Origin of the sequence: Stutzerimonas nosocomialis (assembly GCF_005876855.1) — a bacterium.
GTDB classification, from domain to species: domain Bacteria; phylum Pseudomonadota; class Gammaproteobacteria; order Pseudomonadales; family Pseudomonadaceae; genus Stutzerimonas; species Stutzerimonas nosocomialis.
Window position 1 is genome coordinate 41,742 of record NZ_QLAE01000027.1, and the last position, 22,453, is coordinate 64,194.

The 22,453-nt window shown below is 63.5% G+C and carries 18 protein-coding genes and 1 other RNA gene; 10 read left to right on the forward strand and 9 right to left on the reverse strand.

Annotated elements, in window-relative coordinates; genetic code table 11:
• Positions 1 to 120: 120 nt before the first annotated feature.
• From carA to grpE, 5 genes are all read right to left on the reverse strand, one after another.
• Entirely contained in the window at positions 121 to 1,257 is a 1,137-nt protein-coding gene (gene carA, locus DN824_RS16180) for a glutamine-hydrolyzing carbamoyl-phosphate synthase small subunit (protein ID WP_138409439.1), read from the reverse strand.
• 193 nt (positions 1,258 to 1,450) lie between these two features.
• On the reverse strand, positions 1,451 to 2,257 hold the full coding sequence (dapB, locus tag DN824_RS16185; protein WP_138409440.1) for a 4-hydroxy-tetrahydrodipicolinate reductase: 807 nt from the start codon (positions 2,255 to 2,257) through the stop codon (positions 1,451 to 1,453).
• Between the two features lie 74 nt (positions 2,258 to 2,331).
• Positions 2,332 to 3,459 carry a molecular chaperone DnaJ gene (gene dnaJ, locus DN824_RS16190; RefSeq protein ID WP_138409441.1) on the reverse strand — a complete coding sequence of 376 codons (1,128 nt, stop codon included), beginning with the start codon at positions 3,457 to 3,459 and terminating at the stop codon, positions 2,332 to 2,334.
• Between the two features lie 169 nt (positions 3,460 to 3,628).
• A complete protein-coding gene (gene dnaK / locus DN824_RS16195; RefSeq protein WP_138409442.1) occupies positions 3,629 to 5,539 on the reverse strand; it encodes a molecular chaperone DnaK in 1,911 nt (636 codons plus the stop codon).
• Between the two features lie 98 nt (positions 5,540 to 5,637).
• Entirely contained in the window at positions 5,638 to 6,207 is a 570-nt protein-coding gene (grpE, locus tag DN824_RS16200; protein WP_138409443.1) for a nucleotide exchange factor GrpE, read from the reverse strand.
• Positions 6,208 to 6,420: 213 nt separating this feature from the next.
• Between grpE and recN the strand changes: the two genes are divergently transcribed.
• Positions 6,421 to 8,094 carry a DNA repair protein RecN gene (recN, locus tag DN824_RS16205; RefSeq protein ID WP_138409444.1) on the forward strand — a complete coding sequence of 558 codons (1,674 nt, stop codon included), beginning with the start codon at positions 6,421 to 6,423 and terminating at the stop codon, positions 8,092 to 8,094.
• A 54-nt stretch (positions 8,095 to 8,148) separates the two neighbouring features.
• On the opposite strand, the gene fur is transcribed toward recN, so the two are convergent.
• Positions 8,149 to 8,553, reverse strand: coding sequence for a ferric iron uptake transcriptional regulator (fur, locus tag DN824_RS16210; RefSeq protein WP_138409445.1), 405 nt, complete (start codon positions 8,551 to 8,553; stop codon positions 8,149 to 8,151).
• Positions 8,554 to 8,648: 95 nt separating this feature from the next.
• Here fur and DN824_RS16215 point away from each other — a divergent pair, with 95 nt between their 5' ends.
• On the forward strand, positions 8,649 to 9,167 hold the full coding sequence (locus DN824_RS16215; RefSeq protein ID WP_138409446.1) for an outer membrane protein assembly factor BamE: 519 nt from the start codon (positions 8,649 to 8,651) through the stop codon (positions 9,165 to 9,167).
• Between the two features lie 52 nt (positions 9,168 to 9,219).
• On the opposite strand, the gene DN824_RS16220 is transcribed toward DN824_RS16215, so the two are convergent.
• Both DN824_RS16220 and DN824_RS16225 read right to left on the reverse strand, forming a co-directional pair.
• Positions 9,220 to 9,537, reverse strand: coding sequence for an RnfH family protein (locus DN824_RS16220; RefSeq protein ID WP_138409447.1), 318 nt, complete (start codon positions 9,535 to 9,537; stop codon positions 9,220 to 9,222).
• Positions 9,530 to 9,964: a type II toxin-antitoxin system RatA family toxin gene (locus DN824_RS16225; protein ID WP_138409448.1), complete on the reverse strand. Its 435-nt coding sequence runs from the start codon at positions 9,962 to 9,964 to the stop codon at positions 9,530 to 9,532. Before DN824_RS16225 ends, DN824_RS16220 begins: the two co-directional genes overlap by 8 nt.
• A 240-nt stretch (positions 9,965 to 10,204) precedes the next feature.
• On the opposite strand from DN824_RS16225, the gene smpB reads away from it, so the two are divergent.
• Positions 10,205 to 10,687 carry an SsrA-binding protein SmpB gene (gene smpB, locus DN824_RS16230; protein ID WP_138409449.1) on the forward strand — a complete coding sequence of 161 codons (483 nt, stop codon included), beginning with the start codon at positions 10,205 to 10,207 and terminating at the stop codon, positions 10,685 to 10,687.
• A 12-nt stretch (positions 10,688 to 10,699) separates the two neighbouring features.
• Here the strand turns inward: smpB and DN824_RS16235 are convergent, their stop codons facing one another.
• Positions 10,700 to 11,491 (reverse strand): GntR family transcriptional regulator, encoded by a 792-nt coding sequence (locus tag DN824_RS16235; protein ID WP_138409458.1) that lies wholly within the window; start codon positions 11,489 to 11,491, stop codon positions 10,700 to 10,702.
• Positions 11,492 to 11,756: 265 nt separating this feature from the next.
• Between DN824_RS16235 and DN824_RS16240 the strand changes: the two genes are divergently transcribed.
• The 7 genes from DN824_RS16240 to DN824_RS16270 all read left to right on the forward strand — a co-directional run.
• The gene (locus tag DN824_RS16240; RefSeq protein WP_138409450.1) at positions 11,757 to 13,451 is read left to right on the forward strand and encodes an L-lactate permease; all 1,695 of its coding nucleotides are present in this window, start codon (positions 11,757 to 11,759) and stop codon (positions 13,449 to 13,451) included.
• Positions 13,452 to 13,539: 88 nt separating this feature from the next.
• Positions 13,540 to 14,694: an FMN-dependent L-lactate dehydrogenase LldD gene (lldD, locus tag DN824_RS16245; protein ID WP_138409451.1), complete on the forward strand. Its 1,155-nt coding sequence runs from the start codon at positions 13,540 to 13,542 to the stop codon at positions 14,692 to 14,694.
• Between the two features lie 37 nt (positions 14,695 to 14,731).
• Complete coding sequence (locus DN824_RS16250) at positions 14,732 to 17,572, forward strand: FAD-binding and (Fe-S)-binding domain-containing protein (protein WP_138409452.1); 2,841 nt, start codon at positions 14,732 to 14,734, stop codon at positions 17,570 to 17,572.
• Positions 17,573 to 17,756: 184 nt separating this feature from the next.
• Complete coding sequence (locus DN824_RS16255) at positions 17,757 to 18,062, forward strand: hypothetical protein (RefSeq protein WP_138409453.1); 306 nt, start codon at positions 17,757 to 17,759, stop codon at positions 18,060 to 18,062.
• A 139-nt stretch (positions 18,063 to 18,201) separates the two neighbouring features.
• Positions 18,202 to 18,579: a transfer-messenger RNA gene (gene ssrA, locus DN824_RS16260) on the forward strand.
• Positions 18,580 to 18,677: 98 nt separating this feature from the next.
• Complete coding sequence (locus DN824_RS16265) at positions 18,678 to 21,119, forward strand: site-specific integrase (protein WP_138409454.1); 2,442 nt, start codon at positions 18,678 to 18,680, stop codon at positions 21,117 to 21,119.
• A gap of 165 nt (positions 21,120 to 21,284) precedes the next feature.
• On the forward strand, positions 21,285 to 22,453 hold a 1,169-nt coding region (locus DN824_RS16270; RefSeq protein WP_138409455.1), incomplete at its 3' end, for a site-specific integrase.

Sequence of the window (22,453 nt, forward strand, 5' to 3'; positions counted from 1 at the left end):
TCAGTCGGCGCGGTTGTGGCTGCGTATCGCTTCATACAGAAGGCGCGCCGGCCGGCTGCAAATGTTCTGTTTCGTCACGTGCCGACTCGGCGGCACGCTCGTAGCAGCGAGCCGACAGGCTCAGCGGCGCTGGGCCATGGCCTCGATGAAACGGTCGAACAGCGGCGCCACATCGTGTGGTCCCGGGCTCGCTTCAGGGTGCCCCTGGAAGCTGAACGCGGCGCGGTCGGTCAGTTCGATGCCCTGCAGGGTGCCATCGAACAGCGACTTGTGGGTGGCACGCACGTTCGCCGGCAGGCTCGCCTCGTCCACCGCGAACCCGTGGTTCTGGCTGGTGATCATCACCACACCGGTCTTCAGATCCTGCACCGGGTGGTTGGCGCCATGGTGCCCGTTGGGCATCTTGACGGTCTTGGCGCCAGCGGCGAGCGCCAGCAACTGATGACCGAGGCAGATGCCGAAGACCGGAATCTCGGTTTTCAGCAACTGCTGTATCGCCCGGATAGCGTAGTCGCAAGGCTCCGGATCGCCCGGGCCGTTGGCCAGCAGGATACCGTCCGGGTTGAGCGCCAGCGCGTCTTCGGCAGTGGATTGCGCCGGCAGAACCGTCAGGCGGCAGCCGCGCGCGACCAGCATGCGCAGGATGTTGTACTTGACGCCGTAGTCGAAGGCGACCACATGGTAAGGCAGGTCGCCGGCCTCGATTTCCTCGTGCCGATTCGTGCTCAGGCACCATACGCTCGAGCGCCACTCGTAGGCTTCCTTGACGCTGACCTCCTTGGCCAGGTCCATGCCCTTGAGTCCCGGAAACGCCCGCGCGGCTTCCAGCGCCGCTTCCTCGCTGACGTTGTCGCCGGCCAGGATGCAGCCGTTCTGGGCGCCCTTCTCGCGCAGGATGCGGGTCAGCCGACGGGTATCGATCCCGGCGATGGCGACGGTATTGTTGGCTTTCAGGTATTCGGGCAGCGATTGCTGGTTGCGCCAGTTGCTGGCGATCAGCGGCAGGTCGCGGATGACCAGGCCGGCAGACCAGACCTTGAACGACTCGGCGTCCTCCGGATTGGTGCCGGTGTTGCCGATGTGCGGGTAGGTCAGGGTGACGATCTGCTTTGCATAGGAAGGATCGGTAAGGATCTCCTGATAACCGGTCATGGCGGTGTTGAACACCACCTCACCTGTGGTCTGGCCGTCGGCGCCGATGGATTCGCCGCGAAAGATGCTGCCGTCGGCAAGGGCGAGTATGGCTGGCTTAGTCAAGAGACCTCCGTAGATCAAGGCTGAAGCAGACGCAGATTGCAAAAAAGCGGGATGACGTTTGAAGGTCATCCCGCTTTTTATTTATTCGAGCCATTTCTGCGTAACTTTTAGTGGACACACTAAAGCGGGCAGCTTACAGAAAAACTCGTTTCCGGTCCAACCGAAATGCAGCCAAACGTCAGGGCGCGCCTCTTCAACGCAGCCCCAGCACGTCCTGCATGTCGTACAGGCCCGCCGGCTGTCCCTCCAGCCAAAGGGCCGCGCGCACCGCACCCCTGGCAAAGGTCATCCGGCTGGAGGCCTTGTGGGTGATCTCGACACGTTCGCCTTCGGCCGCGAACAGCACCGTGTGATCGCCGACCACATCGCCGGCACGTACCGTGGCGAAACCGATGGTCTCGCGAGCGCGCGCGCCGGTCTGGCCCTCGCGTCCGTAGACGGCCACCTGATCCAGGTCACGCCCGAGCGCCTGGGCGACCACTTCACCCATGCGCAGCGCCGTACCGGAGGGCGCATCGACCTTGTGGCGATGATGGGCTTCGATGATTTCGATATCGACCTCATCGCCCAGCACCCGCGCCGCGGTATCCAGCAGCTTGAGGCAGAGGTTCACGCCCACGCTGAAGTTGGCGGCGAAGACGATCGGGATCTCTTCGCTCGCCTCGGCCAGGCGCCGCTTCTCGTCGGCGGAAAAGCCGGTGGTGCCGATGACCATCGCCTTGCCGGCACGCCGGCACACCTCGAGGTTCTTCAGGGTGACGGAGGGATGAGTGAAATCGATGAGCACGTCGAACTCGTCCACCGCCTTGCCCACATCGCCGGTCAGCGGCACGCCGAGGCGGCCGATGGCGGCGAGTTCGCCCGCATCCGCCCCCACGAGCGTACTGTCGGGACGATCGATCGCCGCGGTCAGCCCAGCCGCCCCGCCCGTCTGCTGGACCGCCTCGATCAAGGTCTTGCCCATCCGCCCGGCGGCACCCATTACAGCTATACGTCGCATAAAAACTCCAAGCCGGAAACCGGAAAACCGGAAGCCCGCAGCCAGCTGCGAACTTCCGCTGCCCCGCTCACCGGTTACAGGTCACCGAAAAAGCGCTTCATGCCTTCGAACCAGCCGCTGGCCTTGGGCGAATGGGAACTGTCGTTCTGCAGCGAGCGACGAAACTCTTCGAGCAATTCGCGCTGGCGCTTGTCCAGATTGACCGGCGTCTCCACCGCCACCCGGCACATCAGATCCCCTGCCGCACCGCCGCGAACCGGCGCCACGCCCTTGCCGCGCAAGCGGAACAGCTTGCCGGTCTGGGTGCCTTCCGGAATCTTCAGCTTGACCCGACCATCGAGGGTCGGCACCTCGAGCTCACCGCCCAGCGCCGCGTCGGCGAAACTGATCGGCACTTCGCAGTACAGGTGCTTACCGTCGCGCTGGAAGATCGGGTGCTCGCGCACCGAGACCACCACGTAGAGGTCGCCCGCCGGCCCGCCCTGGACACCGGCTTCGCCCTCGCCGGACAGGCGGATGCGGTCGCCCGTGTCGACGCCGGCCGGCACCTTGACCGACAACGTCTTCTGCTCCTCGACGCGCCCCTGCCCATGGCAGCTGCCGCACGGATCGGAAATCATCTTGCCGCTGCCGTGGCAGCGCGGGCAGGTCTGCTGCACCGAGAAGAAGCCCTGCTGCATGCGCACCTGACCGATGCCGCCACAGGTCGTACAGGTGACCGGACTGGTGCCTTTCTTCGCACCGGAGCCATCGCAGGTCTTGCAGTTGACCAGCGTCGGCACGCGGATGGTGACCGAGGTGCCGCGCACCGCCTCTTCGAGGTCGAGCTCGAGCGTGTAGCGAAGGTCGCTGCCACGCTGGGCGCCGCCACGGCTGTTGCCGCGCGCACCACCGAAGAAGTCGCTGAAGACGTCCCCGAAGATGTCGGAGAAGTTGGCGCCGCCGTAGGCGCCGGCACCCGCGCCACCCATCTGCGGATCGACGCCGGCATGGCCGTACTGATCGTAGGCCGCACGCTTGCCCGCGTCGGAAAGCACTTCGTAGGCCTCGTTGGCCTCCTTGAATTTGTCCTCGGCAGCCTTATCGCCTGGATTGCGGTCCGGGTGATGCTTCATGGCAAGGCGTCGATAGGCCTTCTTCAGCTCCGCTTCGCTGGCGCCGCGCTCGACCCCGAGCACTTCGTAGTAATCACGTTTGGCCATAACTTTCCTGAACCCTCAATTCGTACCCCCCAGACACGCCGACGCGGGAGCAAGCCCCCGCGCGGCGGTCGTGCCTGCGGGAAGGGATTCCGCGCAGGCTGGAGCGACAGGCAGCGGCCGATCATCGGATCGCCGCTGCATTCCCCATCCAAGGGGCATAAGCCGCAGCTTACTTGTTGTCCTTGACCTCTTCGAACTCGGCGTCGACCACGTCGTCACCACCCTGCGCATCGTCGTTCTGCTGAGCATCGGCGCCCTGCGGCTGCTCGGCATACATCTTCTGCGCCAGCGGAGTGGACGCCTGGGAAACCGCCGCCATCTTGGCTTCGATCTCGGCCTTGTCGTCGCCCTTGATGGCCACTTCCAGTTCGCCGATGGCCTTCTCGATCGCCGCCTTCTCGTCAGCGGTGGCCTTGTCGCCCGCCTCGGTGATCATCTTGCGGGTGGCATGAACCAGCTGATCGCCCTGGTTGCGGGCACCGGCCAGCTCCTCGAACTTGCGGTCTTCCTCGGCGTTGGCCTCGGCGTCGCGCACCATCTGCTCGATTTCCTCCTCGGACAGACCCGAGTTGGCCTTGATCACGATCGACTGCTGCTTGCCGGTGGCCTTGTCTTTGGCCGACACGTGCAGGATACCGTTGGCGTCGATGTCGAAGGTCACTTCGATCTGCGGAACGCCACGCGGCGCCGGCGGAATCTCGGCCAGGTCGAAGCGACCCAGCGACTTGTTCTGCGCGGCCTGCTTGCGCTCGCCCTGCAGCACGTGGATGGTCACGGCGTTCTGGTTGTCGTCGGCGGTCGAGAACACCTGCGACTTCTTGGTCGGAATGGTGGTGTTCTTCTCGATCAGCGGAGTCATCACGCCGCCCAGGGTTTCGATACCCAGGGTCAGCGGGCTGACGTCCAGCAGCAGCACGTCCTTGACGTCGCCGGCCAGTACCGCGCCCTGAATGGCGGCACCCATGGCCACGGCTTCGTCCGGGTTGACGTCCTTGCGCGCTTCCTTGCCGAAGAAGTCGGCGACACGCTTCTGCACCAGCGGCATGCGGGTCTGACCGCCGACCAGGATCACGTCATTGATCGCGTTGACGTCGATACCGGCGTCCTTGAGCGCGATGCGGCACGGCTCGATGGTGCGCTCGACCAGATCCTCGACCAGCGACTCCAGCTTGGCGCGGGAGATCTTCACGTTCAGGTGCTTCGGACCGGACGCGTCTGCGGTGATGTACGGCAGGTTCACGTCGGTCTGGGTGCTCGAGGACAGCTCGATCTTGGCCTTCTCGGCCGCTTCCTTCAGACGCTGCATGGCCAGCGGATCGCCCTTGAGGTTGATCCCGCTTTCCTTCTTGAACTCGTCGACGAGGTAGTCGATCAGACGGATGTCGAAGTCCTCGCCACCGAGGAAGGTGTCGCCGTTGGTGGCCAGCACTTCGAACTGGTGCTCACCGTCGACTTCGGCGATCTCGATCACCGACACGTCGAAGGTACCGCCGCCCAGGTCATAGACGATCACGGTGTGGTCGCCCTTGGCCTTGTCCATGCCATAGGCCAGCGCCGCCGCGGTCGGCTCGTTGATGATGCGCTTGACGTCCAGACCGGCGATGCGGCCGGCGTCCTTGGTGGCCTGGCGCTGGCTGTCGTTGAAGTAGGCCGGCACGGTGATGACCGCTTCGGTCACCGGCTCGCCGAGGTAGTCTTCGGCGGTCTTCTTCATCTTCTTCAGCACTTCGGCGGAAATCTGCGGCGGCGCCATCTTCTGGCCCTTCACTTCCACCCAGGCATCGCCGTTGTCGGCCTTGACGATGCTGTAGGGCACCATCTTGATGTCCTTCTGCACGACGTCTTCTTCGAAGCGCCGACCGATCAGACGCTTGACCGCGTACAGGGTGTTCTGCGGGTTGGTCACCGCCTGGCGCTTGGCCGACTGGCCGACCAGGGTCTCGCCGTCGTTGGTGTAGGCGATGATCGACGGGGTGGTACGGCCACCCTCGGCGTTCTCGATGACCTTGACGTTGCCGTTTTCAAGAATGGAGACGCAGGAGTTGGTCGTCCCCAGGTCGATTCCGATGATCTTGCCCATTTACTCTCTCCGAAAACCTTTGGTTGTTCCGCGCCTGTCTACCGGCTGCGGTAATACAAAAACGCTTGACTAAACAGATGGGGCCGCAGCGGCGGATTTCAAGCCTTCTCGTCGATCGAAGGCGGGGTCTGCGCCGGCGCCTTGCTGACCACCACCATGGCCGGTCGCAACAGGCGGCCGTTGAGCATGTAGCCCTTCTGGAACACCTTGAGCACGCTGCCCGGCTCGGCATGGGTGCTTTCTTCCATGGCCATCGCCTGGTGATGCTCGGGGTTGAACGGCTCGCCATGCGGGTCCAGCGCCACCAGCTGGTAGCGCCCCAGGGTGTCGATCAGCAGCTTGAGGGTCAGCTCGACGCCTTCGCGCATCGGCTTGATCGCCTCGTCATCCGGGTTCGACAGCTCCAGGCCGCGCTCGAGGCTGTCGACCACCGACAGCAGGTCGCCGGCGAACTTCTCCAGGGCGAACTTGTGCGCCTTCTCCACATCCTGCTCGGCTCGGCGGCGGATGTTCTGCAGTTCGGCAGCGACGCGCAGGGACTGGTCCTGCGCAGCGGCCAGCTGCTCTTCGAGCGACTGAATCCGCGCCACCAGATCCTCGGTGACCTCCACTTCAGGATTCTCTTTCGCTTCAGGGGACGGATTGTCCAGGTTCTGCTCGTCAGCCATGCGCTCCTCCTATCGATACGTCTGCGGGTGGCGACCCGCGCTTGTGCGGCTATATGGGGGCGCGATCACCGGCTTCAAGGGGCTTTCGAGCATTACCCCTTCAGCTCATCGGGATAAGCGGGATTCCCTGACCGACGTCACGGGCAGACGCTTGCCGGCCTGGCGAAAAGCACTGTATAAATACCCAGCCATCACCATTTCGGGATCTCTTCGATGCTCGTCCACCTGTCCGTGCACAACTACGCCATCGTCGAACACCTTGACCTCGAGCTGAAGCGCGGCATGAGCGTGATCACCGGGGAGACCGGCGCGGGCAAGTCGATCATGCTCGACGCCCTCGGTCTGACGCTGGGGGATCGCGCCGACAGCGCCGTGGTTCGCCCCGGGGCGGACAAGGCCGACATCCTCGCGAGCTTCGATCTGGACGACATCCCCGATGCACGTGCCTGGCTCGCCGAACGCGACCTGGAAACCGACGGCCCCTGCATCCTGCGCCGGGTGATCACGGCGGAAGGCCGCTCCCGCGGCTATATAAACGGCACGCCCTGCCCGCAAGGCGACCTCAAGGCGCTCGGTGAACTGCTGATCGACATCCACAGCCAGCACGAGCACCAGTCCCTGCTCAAGCCAGACACCCACCGTCGTCTGCTCGACGAGTACAGCGGCAGCCAGGATCTGGCGCGCCAGGTCCAGCTTGCCGCCCAGCGCTGGCGCCAGACGCGTCAGACCCTCGAACGACTGAGCAACAGCAGCGACGAACAGCGCGCCCGGCATCAGCTGCTCAGCTACCAGCTCGAGGAACTGGAAAACCTCGCCCTCGGCGAAAACGAACTCGAACAGCTGGAGCAGGAGCACAAGAACCTTGCCAATGCCGATCAGCTGCTCGGCGCCTGCCGCCAGGTGGTGGACCTGTGCAGCGAGAGCGATGCGGGCAACGTGCTCTCCGCGCTGACCATGAGCCTGCAGCGCCTGACCGCCTTCCAGAACCAGCCCGGCGCGCTCGGCGAAGCGGTCAACCTGCTGTCCAGTGCGCAGATCCAGGTGGAAGAGGCGATCGGCGAGCTGAACCGCTTCCTCGATCACTTCGACGCCGACCCCGAACGCCAGCAACTGCTCGAGGAGCGTCTAAACACCATCTATACCCTGGCGCGCAAACACCGGGTCCAGCCTTCGGAGCTCGGCGCGCTGCAACAGCAGCTGCTCGAGGAAGTCGAAACCCTGAACGCCGATGACGAGGCCGTCGAACGGCTGACCGAGGAGCTGGCGGCCTATGCCCGCCACTACGAAGAGAAGGCCACCGAACTGAGCCGCATCCGCCAGGAAGCCGCAGGCCGCCTGGGCAGTGCGGTGGAAGCGGAAATCCAGCGCCTGGGCATGCCCGGCGGACGGCTTTCGGTCGAACTGAAGCCCGCGGCCGAAGGCGAACTGCATCCCTATGGCCGGGAGCAGGTCGAGTTTCTCGTCAGCGCCAACCCGGGGCAGCCGCTACGGCCGCTGGCCAAGGTCGCCTCCGGTGGCGAGCTGTCGCGGATCAGCCTGGCGATCCAGGTCATCACCGCACAGACCTCGCGCGTGCCGACCCTGGTGTTCGACGAAGTGGACGTCGGCATCGGCGGCCCGACCGCCGAAGTGGTCGGTCAACTGTTGCGCCGCCTCGGCGAGCGCGGGCAGGTCCTGACCGTGACCCACCTGCCACAGGTGGCAGCGCAGGGGCACCATCACCTGTTCGTGCACAAGGCTCGCGGCAGCGACGCCACACGGACCGCAGTGGCGGATCTGGACGGCAATGCACGCATCGAGGAAATCGCCCGCATGCTCGGCGGCGTCGACCTGACCGAGCAGTCCATCGCCCACGCCCGCCAGATGGTGACCTCGGCCCAGGCCTGACGGTCACGCAAACGAAAAAGGCGACCCGAAGGTCGCCTTTTTCATGAGGCCCGCTCAGGCCTTCTTGCGTACGTACAACACCAGGTTGTGATCGACCAGATCGAACCCGTGGCGGTTGACGATTTCCTTCTGGAGGTTTTCGATCTCCGAGTCGAAGAACTCGATCACGTCGCCGGTATCGACGCAGACCATATGGTCGTGGTGGCCGCTGTCGGCCAGCTCGAACACCGCGTGGCCGCCGTCGAAATTGTGTCGAACCACCAGGCCAGCCGCTTCGAACTGAGTCAGTACTCGATATACCGTTGCCAGACCGACGTCTTCTCCGGCCTCCATCAACGCCTTGTAGACGTCTTCCGCGCTCATGTGGCGCTGCTCGGTGGTGTCGAGCATCTGTAGGATTTTGACCCGTGGCAGGGTCACCTTGAGGCCAGCTTTGCGTAGTTCGCTATTTTCAACCATGGTCGGCTTTCTCGCTGCTGCTGTTTCGCAGCCTCCTTCAATGCAGGTATGATCCGGGCTCTTTGCCCAGCCAAGATAGTGGAAGTCACCCACCGATGCAAAACACCAAGCTCCTGCTCACCAGCCTGACTTTTGCGGGTCTGGTAGCACTCGCGGGTTGTTCATTTCCCGGCGTGTACAAGGTCGACATTCAACAGGGCAATGTCGTCACGCAAGACATGATAGACCAGTTGCGTCCTGGAATGACCCGACGCCAAGTGCGGTTTATCATGGGCAACCCCTTGATCACGGACACCTTCCACGCCAACCGCTGGGACTATGTCTACAGCATCCAGCCAGGCGGCAGCCGTCGCCAGCAGGAACGCATGAGCCTGATTTTCAGCGACAACGACCAGCTGATCGGACTGTCCGGCGACTTCGTACCCGGCGTGAGCCGGGACGAGGCGATCCTTGGCACCGATACCGGCGCAGCGCCGGCGCCCCCCGCAGCCGCTCAGCCCGCCGAACCGGCTCCCGCACCTGGATCGCTGCAGGAGCAGATCCAGCGCGAAGTCGATGAGGCCGAAGCCGTTCCGGTGCCGTCGCCCGAGCCGCTCGACACCAACGCGCAGTAACCTGCGCACACAAAAAAGCCCGGCACCGCCGGGCTTTTTCACGAGGGCGACGCTAGCTCGCCTGCTGCGCCTTGCGCTTGGCCGCCTCGGCGGCGCGCTGCTTGCGGACCTCCTTGGGGTCGGCGATCAGCGGGCGATAGATCTCCACTCGCTCCCCCTCCTCCAGTACCCGCTCGTCGGGCCTGGCGACCGCCTTGCCGAAAATGCCAAGGGGCGCGGCCTGCAGATCGAGGCCGGGAAAATGCTGCTCCATTGCGGAGCGCAGGACGGCTTCGCGAACGGTGGCGCCTTCGGGCAGATTCAGGCGCAGCAGCACCTGCTTGTCCGCCAGCGCATAAACGACTTCGACGGCGATCGTCGCCTCAGCCATAGAGCTTCTTGGCCCGCTCGCAGAAGGCATCCACCAGGCTGTTGGCCGCCTGGTTGAACAGCGGCCCGAGGGTGGCCTTGACCAGCGGCCCGGCGTAATCGAAGGTCAGGTCGAGACTGATCTTGCAGGCCTTCTCCCCGAGCGCCTTGAACTCCCAGATGCCATGCAGGTGGCTGAAGGGGCCTTCCTCGAGTGTCATCTCGATACGCTTGCCCGGCTCCAGGTCGTTGCGCGTCATGAACCGCTGGCTGAGCCCAGCCTTGGCGACGGTCATGCTGGCCCGCATCTGCGTTTCGCTCTCCGACAGCACCTCGGTGGCCGAGCACCAGGGCAGGAACTGGGGGTAGCTGGCCACGTCGTTGACCATGTCGAACAGTGCCTGTGCCGGATAAGGCAGCAAGGCCGAGCGCTGAATGTGAGTCGTCATCGATTGGAGTTGCTCTATTGCGTAGGCCAGGGGCCGGGACCAGCATGCGAACCGGTACGAACACACGCCCGCCGCCGCAGGAGCATCACGCTCCGGCGCTCGGCGGGCCTGGAAAGACCCCATTGTCCGGGATTAGCCGCGGCCCCTCAAGCTCGCCCGCCTGGCCGGGGCGCCCACCGGCATCGATCGTTCATCGCCGTTATCGCCAGCCGCAGCGTCGCCCCCTATAATGCGGGCCCTATGGCCAAACAAAAGAAACAACCCTCCGGGACGATCGCGCTTAACAAGAAAGCGCTCCACGACTACTTCATCGAGCAGAAATTCGAGGCGGGTCTTGCCTTGGCTGGCTGGGAGGTGAAGAGCCTGCGCGCCGGCAAGGCGCAGCTGGTGGACAGCTACGTACTGCTCAAGGATGGCGAGGCCTGGCTGCTCGGCAGCCACATCACGCCCCTGACCACCGCCAGCACCCACGTCATCGCCGATCCGACACGCACCCGCAAGCTGCTGCTGCACAAGCGCGAACTCGGCAAGCTGTTCGGCGCGGTACAGCAGAAGGGCTATGCCTGCGTGGCGCTTTCGCTGTACTGGAAAAAGCACCTGATCAAGTGCGAAATCGCACTCGCCAAGGGCAAGAAGGAATTCGACAAGCGCCACACCGAGAAGGAGCGCGACTCGGCCCGCGAGATCCAGCGGGCCATGCGCACCAAGGGCAAGGAAGACTGACCGCAGCGCCGGTCAGGGCTTGACCTGCTCGCCACGCCCGGCGCCGGTGCGACGCTGGGCACGGGCCAGGCGCTGCGCCTCCTGCTGCCCCTCCGCCAGCACCTCCTGCACGTAGTGGATATGCCTGTTCGATATCGCCCGGGCCTCTTCCGCACGCCTTTCGACGATCGCCTCGAACAGCTCGCGATGCTGGTTCATCAGCATGTCGCGGGTCTCGCTGCGCAACGCGTACATCCCGCCGATGTTGGTGACCACGTTGCGCTTGAGCAGATCGAACAGGCCGCGAATCGTATGCAGCAGGACCGCGTTGTGACTGGCCTCGGCAATGGCCAGGTGGAAGGACGCATCGGCGGCGCCCTCCTCGGCCCGGGTCACGGTCCCGATACGGGTATAGCAGTCCTGTAGCGCCTCGAAGGCCACCCGCAAGCGGCCATGATCGAGCGCGGTGGCGCGCAGCGCCGCGTAATAGGCGCAGGCCCCCTCGAGCGTGTGCCGGAACTCCAGCAGGTCGCGCTGGGCATCGGTGTTGCTGCCCAGCAACTGCAGCAAGGGATCGCTGAAGGTCGATCCGAGCGACTCGGCAACGAAGGTCCCGCCGCCGTGCCGGCTCACCACCAGCCCCTTGGCCGCCAGCTTCTGCATCGCTTCGCGCAGCGAAGGGCGGGAGACGCCGAACTGTTCGGCCAGCGCGCGTTCGGCCGGAAGCCGTTCGCCGGCCTTCAAGGTGCCTTCGAGAATCATCGTTTCGAGCTGCATGACGATGTCGTCGGCCAGGCGACGCTGTCGAACCACACCCACTTCCATCATTCCACCACTGGTAAGACCAATTTTTATTTCCGCAAAGCCTAGCGGCCGACACCCTGCCCAGCAAGCCGATGGCGTACGACCAAAGTCTAATAAGGCCAGATTGACGCAGCAGCGGCGCTGCTCTTAGGCTGACATCTCTTCGCTGTAAATTGGTATTACCAATTTACAAGTTTCCAACTATAAAAGAAGAAGAGACCCATGCCCCAACCGCCTCGCTCCGTGCTGTCGTATCCCCCATTGCTCCTGAACGCCAGGGGGAATGATGTCTAACGGCCTCCTCGCCTTCTTCGCCTTCTCGCCGATCCTCCTGGCCGCCATCCTGCTGGTGGGCCTGCGTTGGCCGGCCAAGCGGGCCATGCCGCTGGTCTACCTGATCACCGCTGCCATCGCCCTGTTCGTCTGGGACATGAGCGTCAACCGCATCCTCGCCTCGACCCTGCAGGGTCTGGTGATCACCGCCGGCGTGCTGTGGATCATCTTCGGCGCCATCCTGCTGCTCAACACCCTCAAGCGCTCGGGCGGCATCAGCGCCATCCGCGCCGGGTTCGCCACCATCAGTCCGGACCGCCGCATCCAGGCCATCATCATCGCCTGGCTGTTCGGCTGCTTCATCGAGGGCGCTTCCGGCTGGGGCACCACCGCCGCCATCGCCGCGCCGCTGCTGGTGGCCATCGGCTTCCCGGCCCTCGCGGCAGTACTCATGGGCATGCTGGTCCAGAGCACGCCGGTGTCCTATGGCGCGGTGGGTACGCCCATCCTCATCGGTATCACCGGCGGCCTGGACACGGCCACGGTGGGGAGCGAACTGGTCGCCCAGGGCTCGAGCTGGGACGCCTACCTGCAGCTGATCACCAGTGAAGTGGCGATCATCCATGCCATCGTCGGCACGCTGATGCCCTTCATCATGGCGGTGATGCTGACCCGCTTCTTTGGCAAGGAGCGCAGCTGGCGCGCCGCCTTCGACGTGCTGCCGTTCGCCCTGTTCGCCGGCCTCGCCTTCACCCTGCCCTACGCCGCTACCGGCGTCTTCCTCGGCCCCGAGTTCCCGTCGATGCTCGGCGGGCTGGTCGGCCTGGCGATCGTGACCACCGCGGCTCGTGCGGGCTTCCTGATACCGAAGACGGTCTGGGACTTCCCCGAGCCCAAGCAGTGGCCGAGCGAATGGATGAGCACGGTCGAGATGAAGCTGGACGAACTCACCAGCAAGCCGATGAGCACCTTCAAGGCCTGGCTGCCCTACGTACTGGTCGGCCTGCTGCTGGTGATCACCCGCGTATTCCCGCAAGTCGGCGAGCCGCTCAAGGCCGTGGTGCTGGTGTTCTCCAACATTCTCGGGGAAACGGGCATCAACGGCGATTTCATGCCGCTCTACCTGCCCGGCGGGATCATGGTGGTGGTCGCCATCGCCACCGTCTTTCTGCACGGCATGAAGCCGAGCGAGCTGCCCAAGGCGATCGGCGAGTCGAGCAAGGTGCTGGTGGGCGCCGGCTTCGTGCTGCTGTTCACCGTGCCGATGGTGCGCATCATGATCAACTCCGGCATCAATGCCGCAGAGCTGGCAAGCATGCCGATCACCATGGCCCGCTTCGTCGCCGACGCGGTCGGCCCGGTCTATCCGCTGCTGGCGCCGAGCATCGGCGCGCTGGGCGCCTTCCTCGCCGGCTCCAACACGGTGAGCAACATGATGCTCAGCCAGTTCCAGTTCGGCGTCGCGCAGAACCTCGGCATTTCCAGCGCGCTCATCGTCGCGGTGCAGGCGATCGGTGCTGCGGCGGGCAACATGGTGGCCATCCACAACGTGGTCGCCGCCTCGGCCACCGTGGGCCTGCTCGGCCGCGAAGGCATCACGCTGCGCAAGACCGTCTGGCCGATGCTGTACTACGTGCTGTTCACCGGCGTGATCGCGTTGATCGCCGTGTACTGGCTGGGGGTCAGCGACCCTCTGGTCAGCCTTTGACCGCCGTCCGCCCCGACCTTCGCCGCGCCCGCGGGGCGAAGGTCATTCACCCCATCCTTTCAAGCGCTTCCGAACCGGTGTGCATCCCATGATCATTTCTGCCTCTACCGACTACCGTGCCGCTGCAAAACGCAAGCTTCCGCCCTTCCTGTTCCACTACATCGACGGCGGCGCCTATGCCGAATACACCATGCGCCGCAACGTCGACGACCTCAGCAGCGTGGCCCTGCGCCAGCGCGTGCTGCGCAACATGTCGGAGCTGACGCTGGAGACCCAGCTGTTCGGCGAGACCCTGTCGATGCCGGTGGCGCTGGCCCCGGTCGGCCTGTGCGGCATGTTCGCCCGCCGCGGCGAGGTCCAGGCGGCCAAGGCCGCGGCGGCCAAGGGCATCCCCTTCACGCTGTCGACGGTTTCGGTCTGCCCGATCGAGGAAGTCGCACCGGCGATCAACCGCCCCATGTGGTTCCAGCTCTACGTGCTCAAGGACCGCGGCTTCATGAAGAACGCCCTGGAGCGCGCCAAGGCCGCCGGGGTCAAGACGCTGGTGTTCACCGTCGACATGCCCACCCCCGGCGCCCGCTACCGCGACGCCCATTCCGGCATGAGCGGCGAGCGTGCCGCCCTGCGCCGCATGCTGCAGGCCATGACCCACCCGGCCTGGGCCTGGGACGTCGGCCTGAAGGGCAAGCCGCACGACCTCGGCAACATCTCCACCTACCGCGGCCATCCGACCGGGCTGGAGGACTATATCGGCTGGCTGGCGAACAACTTCGACCCGTCCATCTCCTGGAAGGATCTGGAGTGGATCCGCGACTTCTGGGAAGGCCCGATGATCATCAAGGGCATTCTCGATGCGGACGACGCGCGCGACGCGGTGCGCTTCGGTGCCGATGGCATCGTCGTGTCCAACCACGGCGGCCGCCAGCTCGACGGCGTGCTTTCCAGTGCGCGGGCGATGCCGGAGATCGCCGACGCGGTCAAGGGCGACCTGAAGATCCTTGCCGACTCGGGCATCCGTACCGGCCTGGACGTGGTTCGCATGATCGCGCTGGGCGCTGACACCGTGCTGCTCGGCCGTGCCTTCATCTACGCGCTGGCCACCGCCGGTGCCGCCGGGGTGACCAACCTGCTGAACCTGATCGAGAAGGAGATGCGCGTGGCCATGGTGCTCACCGGCGCCAAGTCCATCAGCGAGATCAGCCGCGATTCGCTGGTGCCGCAGGCCGGCTCGGTCATCGGCTGAGCCTTTCGCGCCCGTCCCGCACACTTCCGGAGCCGCCATGACCCTGCCTGCCGATTTCCTCGCCGAGGTGCAACGCCTGATTCCGACCGAGCGGCGTTTCGACGACCCGCTCTCGACCCTGGCCTACGGCACCGATGCCAGTTTCTATCGGCTGGTGCCGAAGCTGGTGGTACGGGTGGAGTCGGAAGACGAGGTGGTCGGCCTGCTCCGGCTGGCCGACGCCGCGCGCGTACCGGTGACCTTTCGCGCTGCCGGCACCAGCCTCTCGGGGCAGGCGGTCAGCGACTCGGTGCTGATCGTGCTCGGCGACAACTGGAACGGCCGGGAGATTCGCGACCAGGGCGCGCAGATCCGTCTGCAACCGGGTGTGATCGGCGCCCAGGCCAACACCTGGCTGGCACCGCTGGGGCGCAAGATCGGCCCCGACCCTGCCTCGATCGCCACCTGCAAGATCGGCGGCATCGTCGCCAACAACGCCAGCGGCATGTGCTGCGGCACGGCGCAGAACACCTACAACACCCTGGCGGGAATCCGGCTGGTGCTGGCCGACGGCAGTGTCCTCGACACCGAGGATGCGGGCAGCGTCGCCGCCTTCCGGGCCAGCCATGCCGAGCTGCTTTCGGCACTCGCCGAGCTTGGCCGGGAAACCCGCGCCAACATCGAACTGGCGGCCCGCATCCGCCACAAGTACCGCCTGAAGAACACCACCGGGCTGTCGCTCAACGCCCTGGTCGACCACGACGACCCGCTGGACATCCTCAGCCACCTGATGGTCGGTTCCGAGGGCACCCTGGGCTTCATCAGCGCGGTGACCTACGACACCGTGGAGGAGCATCCCTTCAAGGCCAGCGCACTGATCGTCTTCCCCGACGTCGAGACCTGCTGCCGCGCGGTGCCGGTGCTCAAGAGTCAACCCGTCGCGGCGGTCGAGCTTCTCGACCGACGCAGCCTGCGTTCGGTGCAGGACAAGCCCGGGTTGCCCGCCTGGGTCGCGGGCCTGTCGGAGACCGCCTGCGCGCTGCTGATCGAATCGCGCGCCGCCTCGCAGACCCTGCTCGACGAACAACTGCTGCAGATCGAGACAGCCCTGGCGGGCTTCCCGGTGGAGCAGCAGGTCCCGTTCAGCCAGGATCCGGTCGTCTACGGCCAGCTCTGGGCGATCCGCAAGGGTACCTTCCCCGCGGTCGGCGCGGTGCGCCCCACCGGCACCACGGTGATCATCGAGGACGTCACCTTCCCGGTCGAACGCCTGGCCGAGGGCGTCAACCGCTTGCTGGCGCTGTTCGAGAAGCACCGCTACGACGAGGCGATCATTTTCGGCCATGCGCTGGAGGGCAACCTGCATTTCGTCTTCACCCAGGGCTTCGACGACCTGACCCAGGTGCTGCGTTACGAGGCCTTCATGCAGGACGTGGCGCAACTGGTGGCGGTCGAGTTCGGCGGCTCGTTGAAGGCCGAACACGGCACCGGTCGCAACATGGCGCCCTTCGTCGAGCTGGAATGGGGCAGCGAGGCGTACCGACTGATGTGGAAGATAAAGCGCCTGCTCGACCCCAGGGGCATCCTCAACCCCGACGTGGTGCTCAGCGAAGACCCGCAGATCCACCTCAAGCACCTCAAACCGATGCCGGCCGCCGACGAGATCGTCGACAAGTGCATCGAGTGCGGCTTCTGCGAGCCGGTCTGCCCGTCCAACGGACTGACCCTCACGCCCCGCCAGCGTATCGTCATGTGGCGCGACATCCAGGCGCGCCATCGCCAGGGCCTGGACACCACCGCGCTGGAAGCCGATTACGCCTACCGGGGCGTCGACACCTGCGCGGCCACCGGCCTCTGCGCGCAGCGCTGCCCGGTCGGCATCAACACCGGCGAGCTGGTGCGCAAGCTGCGCAGCCGCGGCGCCAACAAGACCGCGACGGCCAACTGGCTCGCCGGCCATTTCGCGACCGCGATGCAGGGCGCCCGCTTCATGCTGCACGTCGCCAACGGCGCCCACCTGATCCTGGGCACCCGGCGCCTGGCCGGCGCCTCGGCAACACTGAGCCGAGCCAGCAAGGGCCGCGTGCCCCAATGGACGCCTGCGATGCCTCAGCCGCTGCAGCACCTGAACCTGCCGAAGCCAAGCGCCGACGAACGCCCGCGCGTGGTCTACCTGGCCTCATGCGTGTCCCGCGCAACCGGCCCGGCCGCGCGCGACCAGGAGCAGATGCCCCTGATCGACAAGACCCGCGCACTGCTGGAAAAAGCCGGCTACCAGGTGGTATTTCCCGATGCCCTGAAGGAGTTGTGCTGCGGCCAGCCGTTCGCCTCGAAAGGGTATCTGGAGCAAGCCGAGCGCAAGCGCCAGGAAACCCTGGCGGCGCTGCTCGAGGCCAGCCGCGGCGGGCTCGACCCGATCTATTGCGACACCAGCCCCTGCACGCTGCGCCTGGTTCAGGAGCTGGCGGACGAACGCCTGGACGTCTATGACCCGGTGCGTTTCATCCGCACCCACCTGCTCGACCGGCTGGACATCGAACCGCAGCAGGCGCCGATCGCGGTGCACGTCACCTGCAGCACCCAGCACCTGGGCGAAGGGCCGTCCCTGATCGAGATCGCCCGGCGCTGCGCCAGCACCGTAGTCATCCCCGAGGGCATCCACTGCTGCGGATTCGCCGGCGACAAGGGCTTCACCACGCCGGAACTCAACGCCCATTCGCTGCGCACCCTCAGGGACGCCGTACAGCACTGCGAGGAAGGCATCTCCACCAGCCGCACCTGCGAGATCGGCCTCAGCCAGCACGGCGGTATCGACTATCACGGACTGGTCTACCTGGTGGACCGGGTCAGTCGTCCACGACCCGTGCCCCGCGCGGCGACCCAGCCCGAGACCGCCTGATCAGAGCGCGCCTGGCAGTGGCGGCGCCGCCAAGCGCAACGGCTCGTCCCCTCGATGAAACGCTTTAGCCCCACCGCAGTCCCACGTTAGAGCCCGGAACACAAGGGCCCTAACCGCTCGGCAGCTCCTGCAAGCCGTATCGCGCCAGCCAGCCGGGATGACCATTATGTCTGGAGGACTCACGATGAAACGCTTCGCTATGCTCGCGACCGCCGCACTGCTCGCCAGCCCCGCCGCCTTCGCCGCGGACAAGGACCTGTGTCAGATCAACATGCAGGAAATCCAGGACAACATGACCACCAGCCAGGCCACGCTCGGCGAGCCGGCCCGCAGCCAGGTCGAGGAATACACCAACCAGGCGCGCGAGGCCCAGCAAGCCGGCGACACCGAAAAATGCATCACCCTGACCACCCAGGCCCTGCAACGCCTCAAAGGCCCGGGCAGCTCCGAGAGCGGCACCGCCGGCTCCTCGTCGGGCACCAGCAACTGACGACCATGGGGCCAGCACCCTGGCCCCTGGAACCCACCCTTGAAAAGCCGCGCGGCCGCATCCATCTCGTCGCCTGAGGGTTCGACGTGGCCGAGACATTGGCGTAGACTACGCGTTCGACATCCCCTCGCGGATGTTCGGGGCCGATTAGGATTCGACGCCGGTAACAAAACTCTAGGTGCATGCCGAGTTGGTAACAGAACTCGTAAATCCACTGTTGCAAACTTATAGTTGCCAACGACGACAACTACGAAGGGTACGCGCTAGCCGCCTAACCTTCATCTGGTCGCTTCGGCGCCAGCGGTCACTAGGGGATGCCTGTAAACCCGAAATGACCGTCAGATAGAACAGGATCGCCGCCAAGTTCGCTGCAGACGTAACGGCTAAAACTCATGCAGCTCGCTCCAAGCACCCTGCCAATCGGGCGGCGCGGAGTTAACTCAGTAGGTTGGATAAGCATGTAGTACCGACAGTGGAGAGCTGGCGGACGGGGGTTCAAATCCCCCCGGCTCCACCAATTCAACACTGAAACCCGTCTAGAACGCGGGTTTCAGCCCAGATTTGATGGCATTGGATTACTCACAGTCCGTCTGTGAATCCAAAAGGTATGCCATCATGTCCAAGCGCCAAAGCAAAACGGGTGTCCCCCACCTGGTCTATCAAGCCAACACTGGCTTCCAGTACTACCTCACATTCCCGAAGCATTTCGCGGCCAACCCGAAACTGCCTGCGCAAATCCGGTGGTCGCTCAGCCACGACGAAGCCCTGGCCCGCGATCTCGCTAAGTACCTGAATGCTTCTTTCGAGCAGTTCCTTGCCAAGGCAACCGAGCACTATGTCGAGCTCTTTTCTGACCGCCTGCTGGTTGACCTCCAAAGGTTTCACTTAGCGGTAGCGGAAGCACTCAAATTCGCCGACCGGGTTTGGAAAGTCCGCCCGTCGCCCATGAAGCTCGCGAACCAAGACCTTTCGGTCGCCCACGCTCGCATGATGAAAGAGAGTGCCGAGCGTGTAGTGCTCTATAGCCACGAGCCAGGGGGCGAAATTTTCTTCGCACTCACACCAACGCCCGCACTGGTAAAAGCGCTTGGGGTCGGGTTCGTACGCTTTGACTGGCCGCTCGGAACCAGCAACCAGTACGTGGCGAGCGACGCTGCCCGGTACATTTACGCCGCCCTTGATGTACTCGAGACCGTCCCACCCTCTCCAGGGCGCTATTCGAAAGAATCTCCTGCATTTGCAGCGATGACGCTTTATGAATACCTGTGCCATGCCCGCCCAGACCAGGGTCGGAATCTCATGCACATCCCCCCAGCACTACCGCAATCTCGGCAAGCTTTGCATTTTCATCTTCAGCAAGCCAACGCGATGCATCTGAAGCTCCGCATCATTGATCGAGCGCTCTTGGTGCAGGAGGAATCGGGGCTTTATGTGATGCTTATCGAACTTGATCCGCTGTGCATGAAAGCGCATCTGAGAGAAAAGAAAAGCTTTCGGGTTGAGCTGCTCACTAGCTCCATCATCATTGCAGTCCTCATGCTGACGTATACGCTGCAGAAGGTTGATAAGGTGCTGTTGCGTTACTTTCAGGAAGACGATCACGAAGATCCTTACACCCAGGCGATGCAGGAGATCGGCGACCTCGTTCGGCGGATGTTGGGCTCCGCTGCAACCACCGAGCCTATGCAGACGATTCCGGAGCTGAACTCACCAACAGATGCTGTGGCACCGCCGCAGGATCCTGGCACGCTCGCCTTACTAAATGCACTCGGGAGCATTCTGCCTGACGCGCAGAAAGCCAAGCTTGAAAGCCTGTTTACGCAGCCCTCTGTCAACGAACGCATTGTCTCGCCGACGTGCAGCCCAAAGACAGGGCTGAGCCTCGCCGCATTGGTGAAGGAATACGAAGAGAGGCAGGTCCGCGAAGGTGCATGGGCCAATCCGCGGACTCGCATCACCGCACGGGCCCGGCTGGAAGGCCTGTGCGAGCTGCTTGGTGGGCACCGGCAAGTCGAGACGCTGACTCGCGCTGAATTCAACACGCTACGCGATCATCTGCGTAGCTATCCGAAGAACCGGCATCGCCTCCGTGCCACGCGTAACCAGCCGCTGAGTAAGATCATCAGCGACGGTAAATTCGAGCCAATCAACCCTCGCACTGCGAAGAAGTTTTTCGAATTGGCGAGGGCGCTTGTCACCTACGCACATGATCAAGGCCACATCACCGAAAACATCGCGGCCGGATTGGCGTTCAGCACGAAAGGTGCCGAGGCGCCTAGGAAGCGCACATATAGCCCAAGCCAAATCGAGAAGCTGCTTCACGGCCCGGCCTACACGTTAACCAAGCCGCCGCGCTGGCGTCTGGACGACTTTAAGTTTTGGCTTCCGCTGCTCGGTCTCTATACCGGCGCACGGCTTAGCGAACTCTGCCAGCTGCGGCTGGAAGACATTCGGCAGGAGCTCGGCGTTTGGATCATCAGCATCAATCGGACAGGGTCGAAGCAACTCAAAACGTCCGACTCTGAACGGCTAGTGCCCATTCACAAGCAGCTGATCGAGACAGGCTTCCTCGACTATCACCAAGCTCGCCTGGACATAGTTAAGCAGGATATGAAAGCTCCTCTTTTCGAAAATATCCGTGTCTACGGTGATCTTTCTCCTGGGCACGTTGCGAGTCGTTGGTACCTGGGCTCAAGCCAGAGCAGTCATGGCTACTTGGGGCTCTGCGGCCTCGGAGAGGAGGGCCTGACGTATCACGGCCTACGGCATACTTTTATCAACCAATTCCGCAGACAGAACCTCGACCTCGCGAAAGCTAAAGCACTCGTGGGTCACGCTGATAAAAGTACAACTGGCGGCTATGGCGACTGCTATCCGGCAGGCGTCCTCAAGGACGAGCTCGACAAAATCGATTTCGGCCTTGGCTTGGACCACATCCATTACCGGCACTATCAGGGGCTCCAGAAAGCACAAGGTGACTTCAAAGTCGGGCGGCCGGTGGGCACGCCATTCCCGAACGTGCGAGCTCCGAAGCGCCACTGGAAATCGTACGCATAAGGCCTAGCCAAACAGAGGCGGGAGTCCTGCTCCTGCCCTTTTTACACATCCCTTAATTATTGACAAAGTGTCAATAGAAACTATCGAATGTAATTTTCCAATAGATTATCTTGACTGGTCATTTATACAGTAATAATCTCGAGCCTCACCCACCGTGAGGTATATATGAATGTAACGTCCCCTATCTCCATTCCTTTTTATAAGGGCCTGAGTCTGATTGTAGAGCCTGGCCATGAAGAGCACTTGCGAATCGCCTTGGCGAACATCTCCGCGGTAACGGACGCGATCAACCGCTTCCACTCTTCACCGTTACTTACCGAGTTCATGGACACTACGCTGTCCCGCTTCCTGCGAGAAAACACTTACGCAGGAAAGTCCGAGCATATGCTGCGGGCTCGAATGGAAAAGCTGAAGGTCATCCTGACCCGAGATAACCCTACACGCCGAGTCGCTGAGCTTGATCGAGCTGATGTGCAGCGTCTAAAGGATCAGTTGCCATTGTTACTGAAGCAGAACTCGGCTTCGGGAAGTAAAGGCGCAAACCTCACGACCTATTACCAGCTGTTCAATCGCATGCTGGACGAGGCGCTGGAGAGCAAGCTGATTACTGATGCGATCAAGGTTGCTACTTGCAGTACAAAACAGGCCGAGGTCACCAAGCCATTTCTAGATAGCAACCTGATTCAGATGCTCTCCGGCTGGCCTTACCAAAAGTACCTCGCGGGCACACTGCCTAAGGTCTACCAAGACGCCAAGCCGTATCGGTTCTGGTTGCTTCCTCTCGGGCTCTACACCGGCGCGCGGCTCAATGAACTCTGCCAGCTTCGTGTGCATGATGTGATCCGGGATGTCCACGGCGTAGAGCTCATCGACATAAACGATAACGGCTACAACAAGTCGCTAAAAACGGGCTCATCGGCACGGCAGATTCCGATCTGCACGAAGCTTGTGGAGATGGGTTTTATAAATTTCGTAGAGGAACGACGTCAGGCCGATGGCAACGATGCATTGCTTTTCGGCGAGCTGAGCTTTGACCCGAAGCACTTATACTCCCGCGATCCGAGTCGTTTTTTCTGCGGGCCGTGTACGGGAACGGGATACATCGGTCAGCATTGTCCGCCGGCCGTTAATGGCGGGCTCAATTTTAAAAGTCTCCGTCGTTCGTTTGCCGTCCGGCTGGAACGGTCAGGCATATCTCCGTCCACGATCGCCTATCTGCTTGGCCATGAAGGCAGCGCTCCGGAGGTCACAGCAGACCACTACTTGGAAAAGCCGCTGAGTTTGAGACTGCTGGAGCAGATGGAGCGCGGCCTGACTTACAACATCCAGACCGA

Bases quoted from the DNA above. Each gene is read 5' to 3' on its own strand.
- dapB (WP_138409440.1), bottom strand. From the start codon at position 2,257: ATGCGACGTATAGCTGTAATGGGTGCCGCCGGGCGGATGGGCAAGACC.
- dnaJ (WP_138409441.1), bottom strand. From the start codon at position 3,459: ATGGCCAAACGTGATTACTACGAAGTGCTCGGGGTCGAGCGCGGCGCC.
- dnaK (WP_138409442.1), bottom strand. From the start codon at position 5,539: ATGGGCAAGATCATCGGAATCGACCTGGGGACGACCAACTCCTGCGTC.
- grpE (WP_138409443.1), bottom strand. From the start codon at position 6,207: ATGGCTGACGAGCAGAACCTGGACAATCCGTCCCCTGAAGCGAAAGAG.
- recN (WP_138409444.1), top strand. From the start codon at position 6,421: ATGCTCGTCCACCTGTCCGTGCACAACTACGCCATCGTCGAACACCTT.
- fur (WP_138409445.1), bottom strand. From the start codon at position 8,553: ATGGTTGAAAATAGCGAACTACGCAAAGCTGGCCTCAAGGTGACCCTG.
- DN824_RS16215 (WP_138409446.1), top strand. From the start codon at position 8,649: ATGCAAAACACCAAGCTCCTGCTCACCAGCCTGACTTTTGCGGGTCTG.
- DN824_RS16220 (WP_138409447.1), bottom strand. From the start codon at position 9,537: ATGGCTGAGGCGACGATCGCCGTCGAAGTCGTTTATGCGCTGGCGGAC.
- DN824_RS16225 (WP_138409448.1), bottom strand. From the start codon at position 9,964: ATGACGACTCACATTCAGCGCTCGGCCTTGCTGCCTTATCCGGCACAG.
- smpB (WP_138409449.1), top strand. From the start codon at position 10,205: ATGGCCAAACAAAAGAAACAACCCTCCGGGACGATCGCGCTTAACAAG.
- DN824_RS16235 (WP_138409458.1), bottom strand. From the start codon at position 11,491: ATGGAAGTGGGTGTGGTTCGACAGCGTCGCCTGGCCGACGACATCGTC.
- DN824_RS16240 (WP_138409450.1), top strand. From the start codon at position 11,757: ATGTCTAACGGCCTCCTCGCCTTCTTCGCCTTCTCGCCGATCCTCCTG.
- lldD (WP_138409451.1), top strand. From the start codon at position 13,540: ATGATCATTTCTGCCTCTACCGACTACCGTGCCGCTGCAAAACGCAAG.
- DN824_RS16250 (WP_138409452.1), top strand. From the start codon at position 14,732: ATGACCCTGCCTGCCGATTTCCTCGCCGAGGTGCAACGCCTGATTCCG.
- DN824_RS16255 (WP_138409453.1), top strand. From the start codon at position 17,757: ATGAAACGCTTCGCTATGCTCGCGACCGCCGCACTGCTCGCCAGCCCC.
- DN824_RS16265 (WP_138409454.1), top strand. From the start codon at position 18,678: ATGTCCAAGCGCCAAAGCAAAACGGGTGTCCCCCACCTGGTCTATCAA.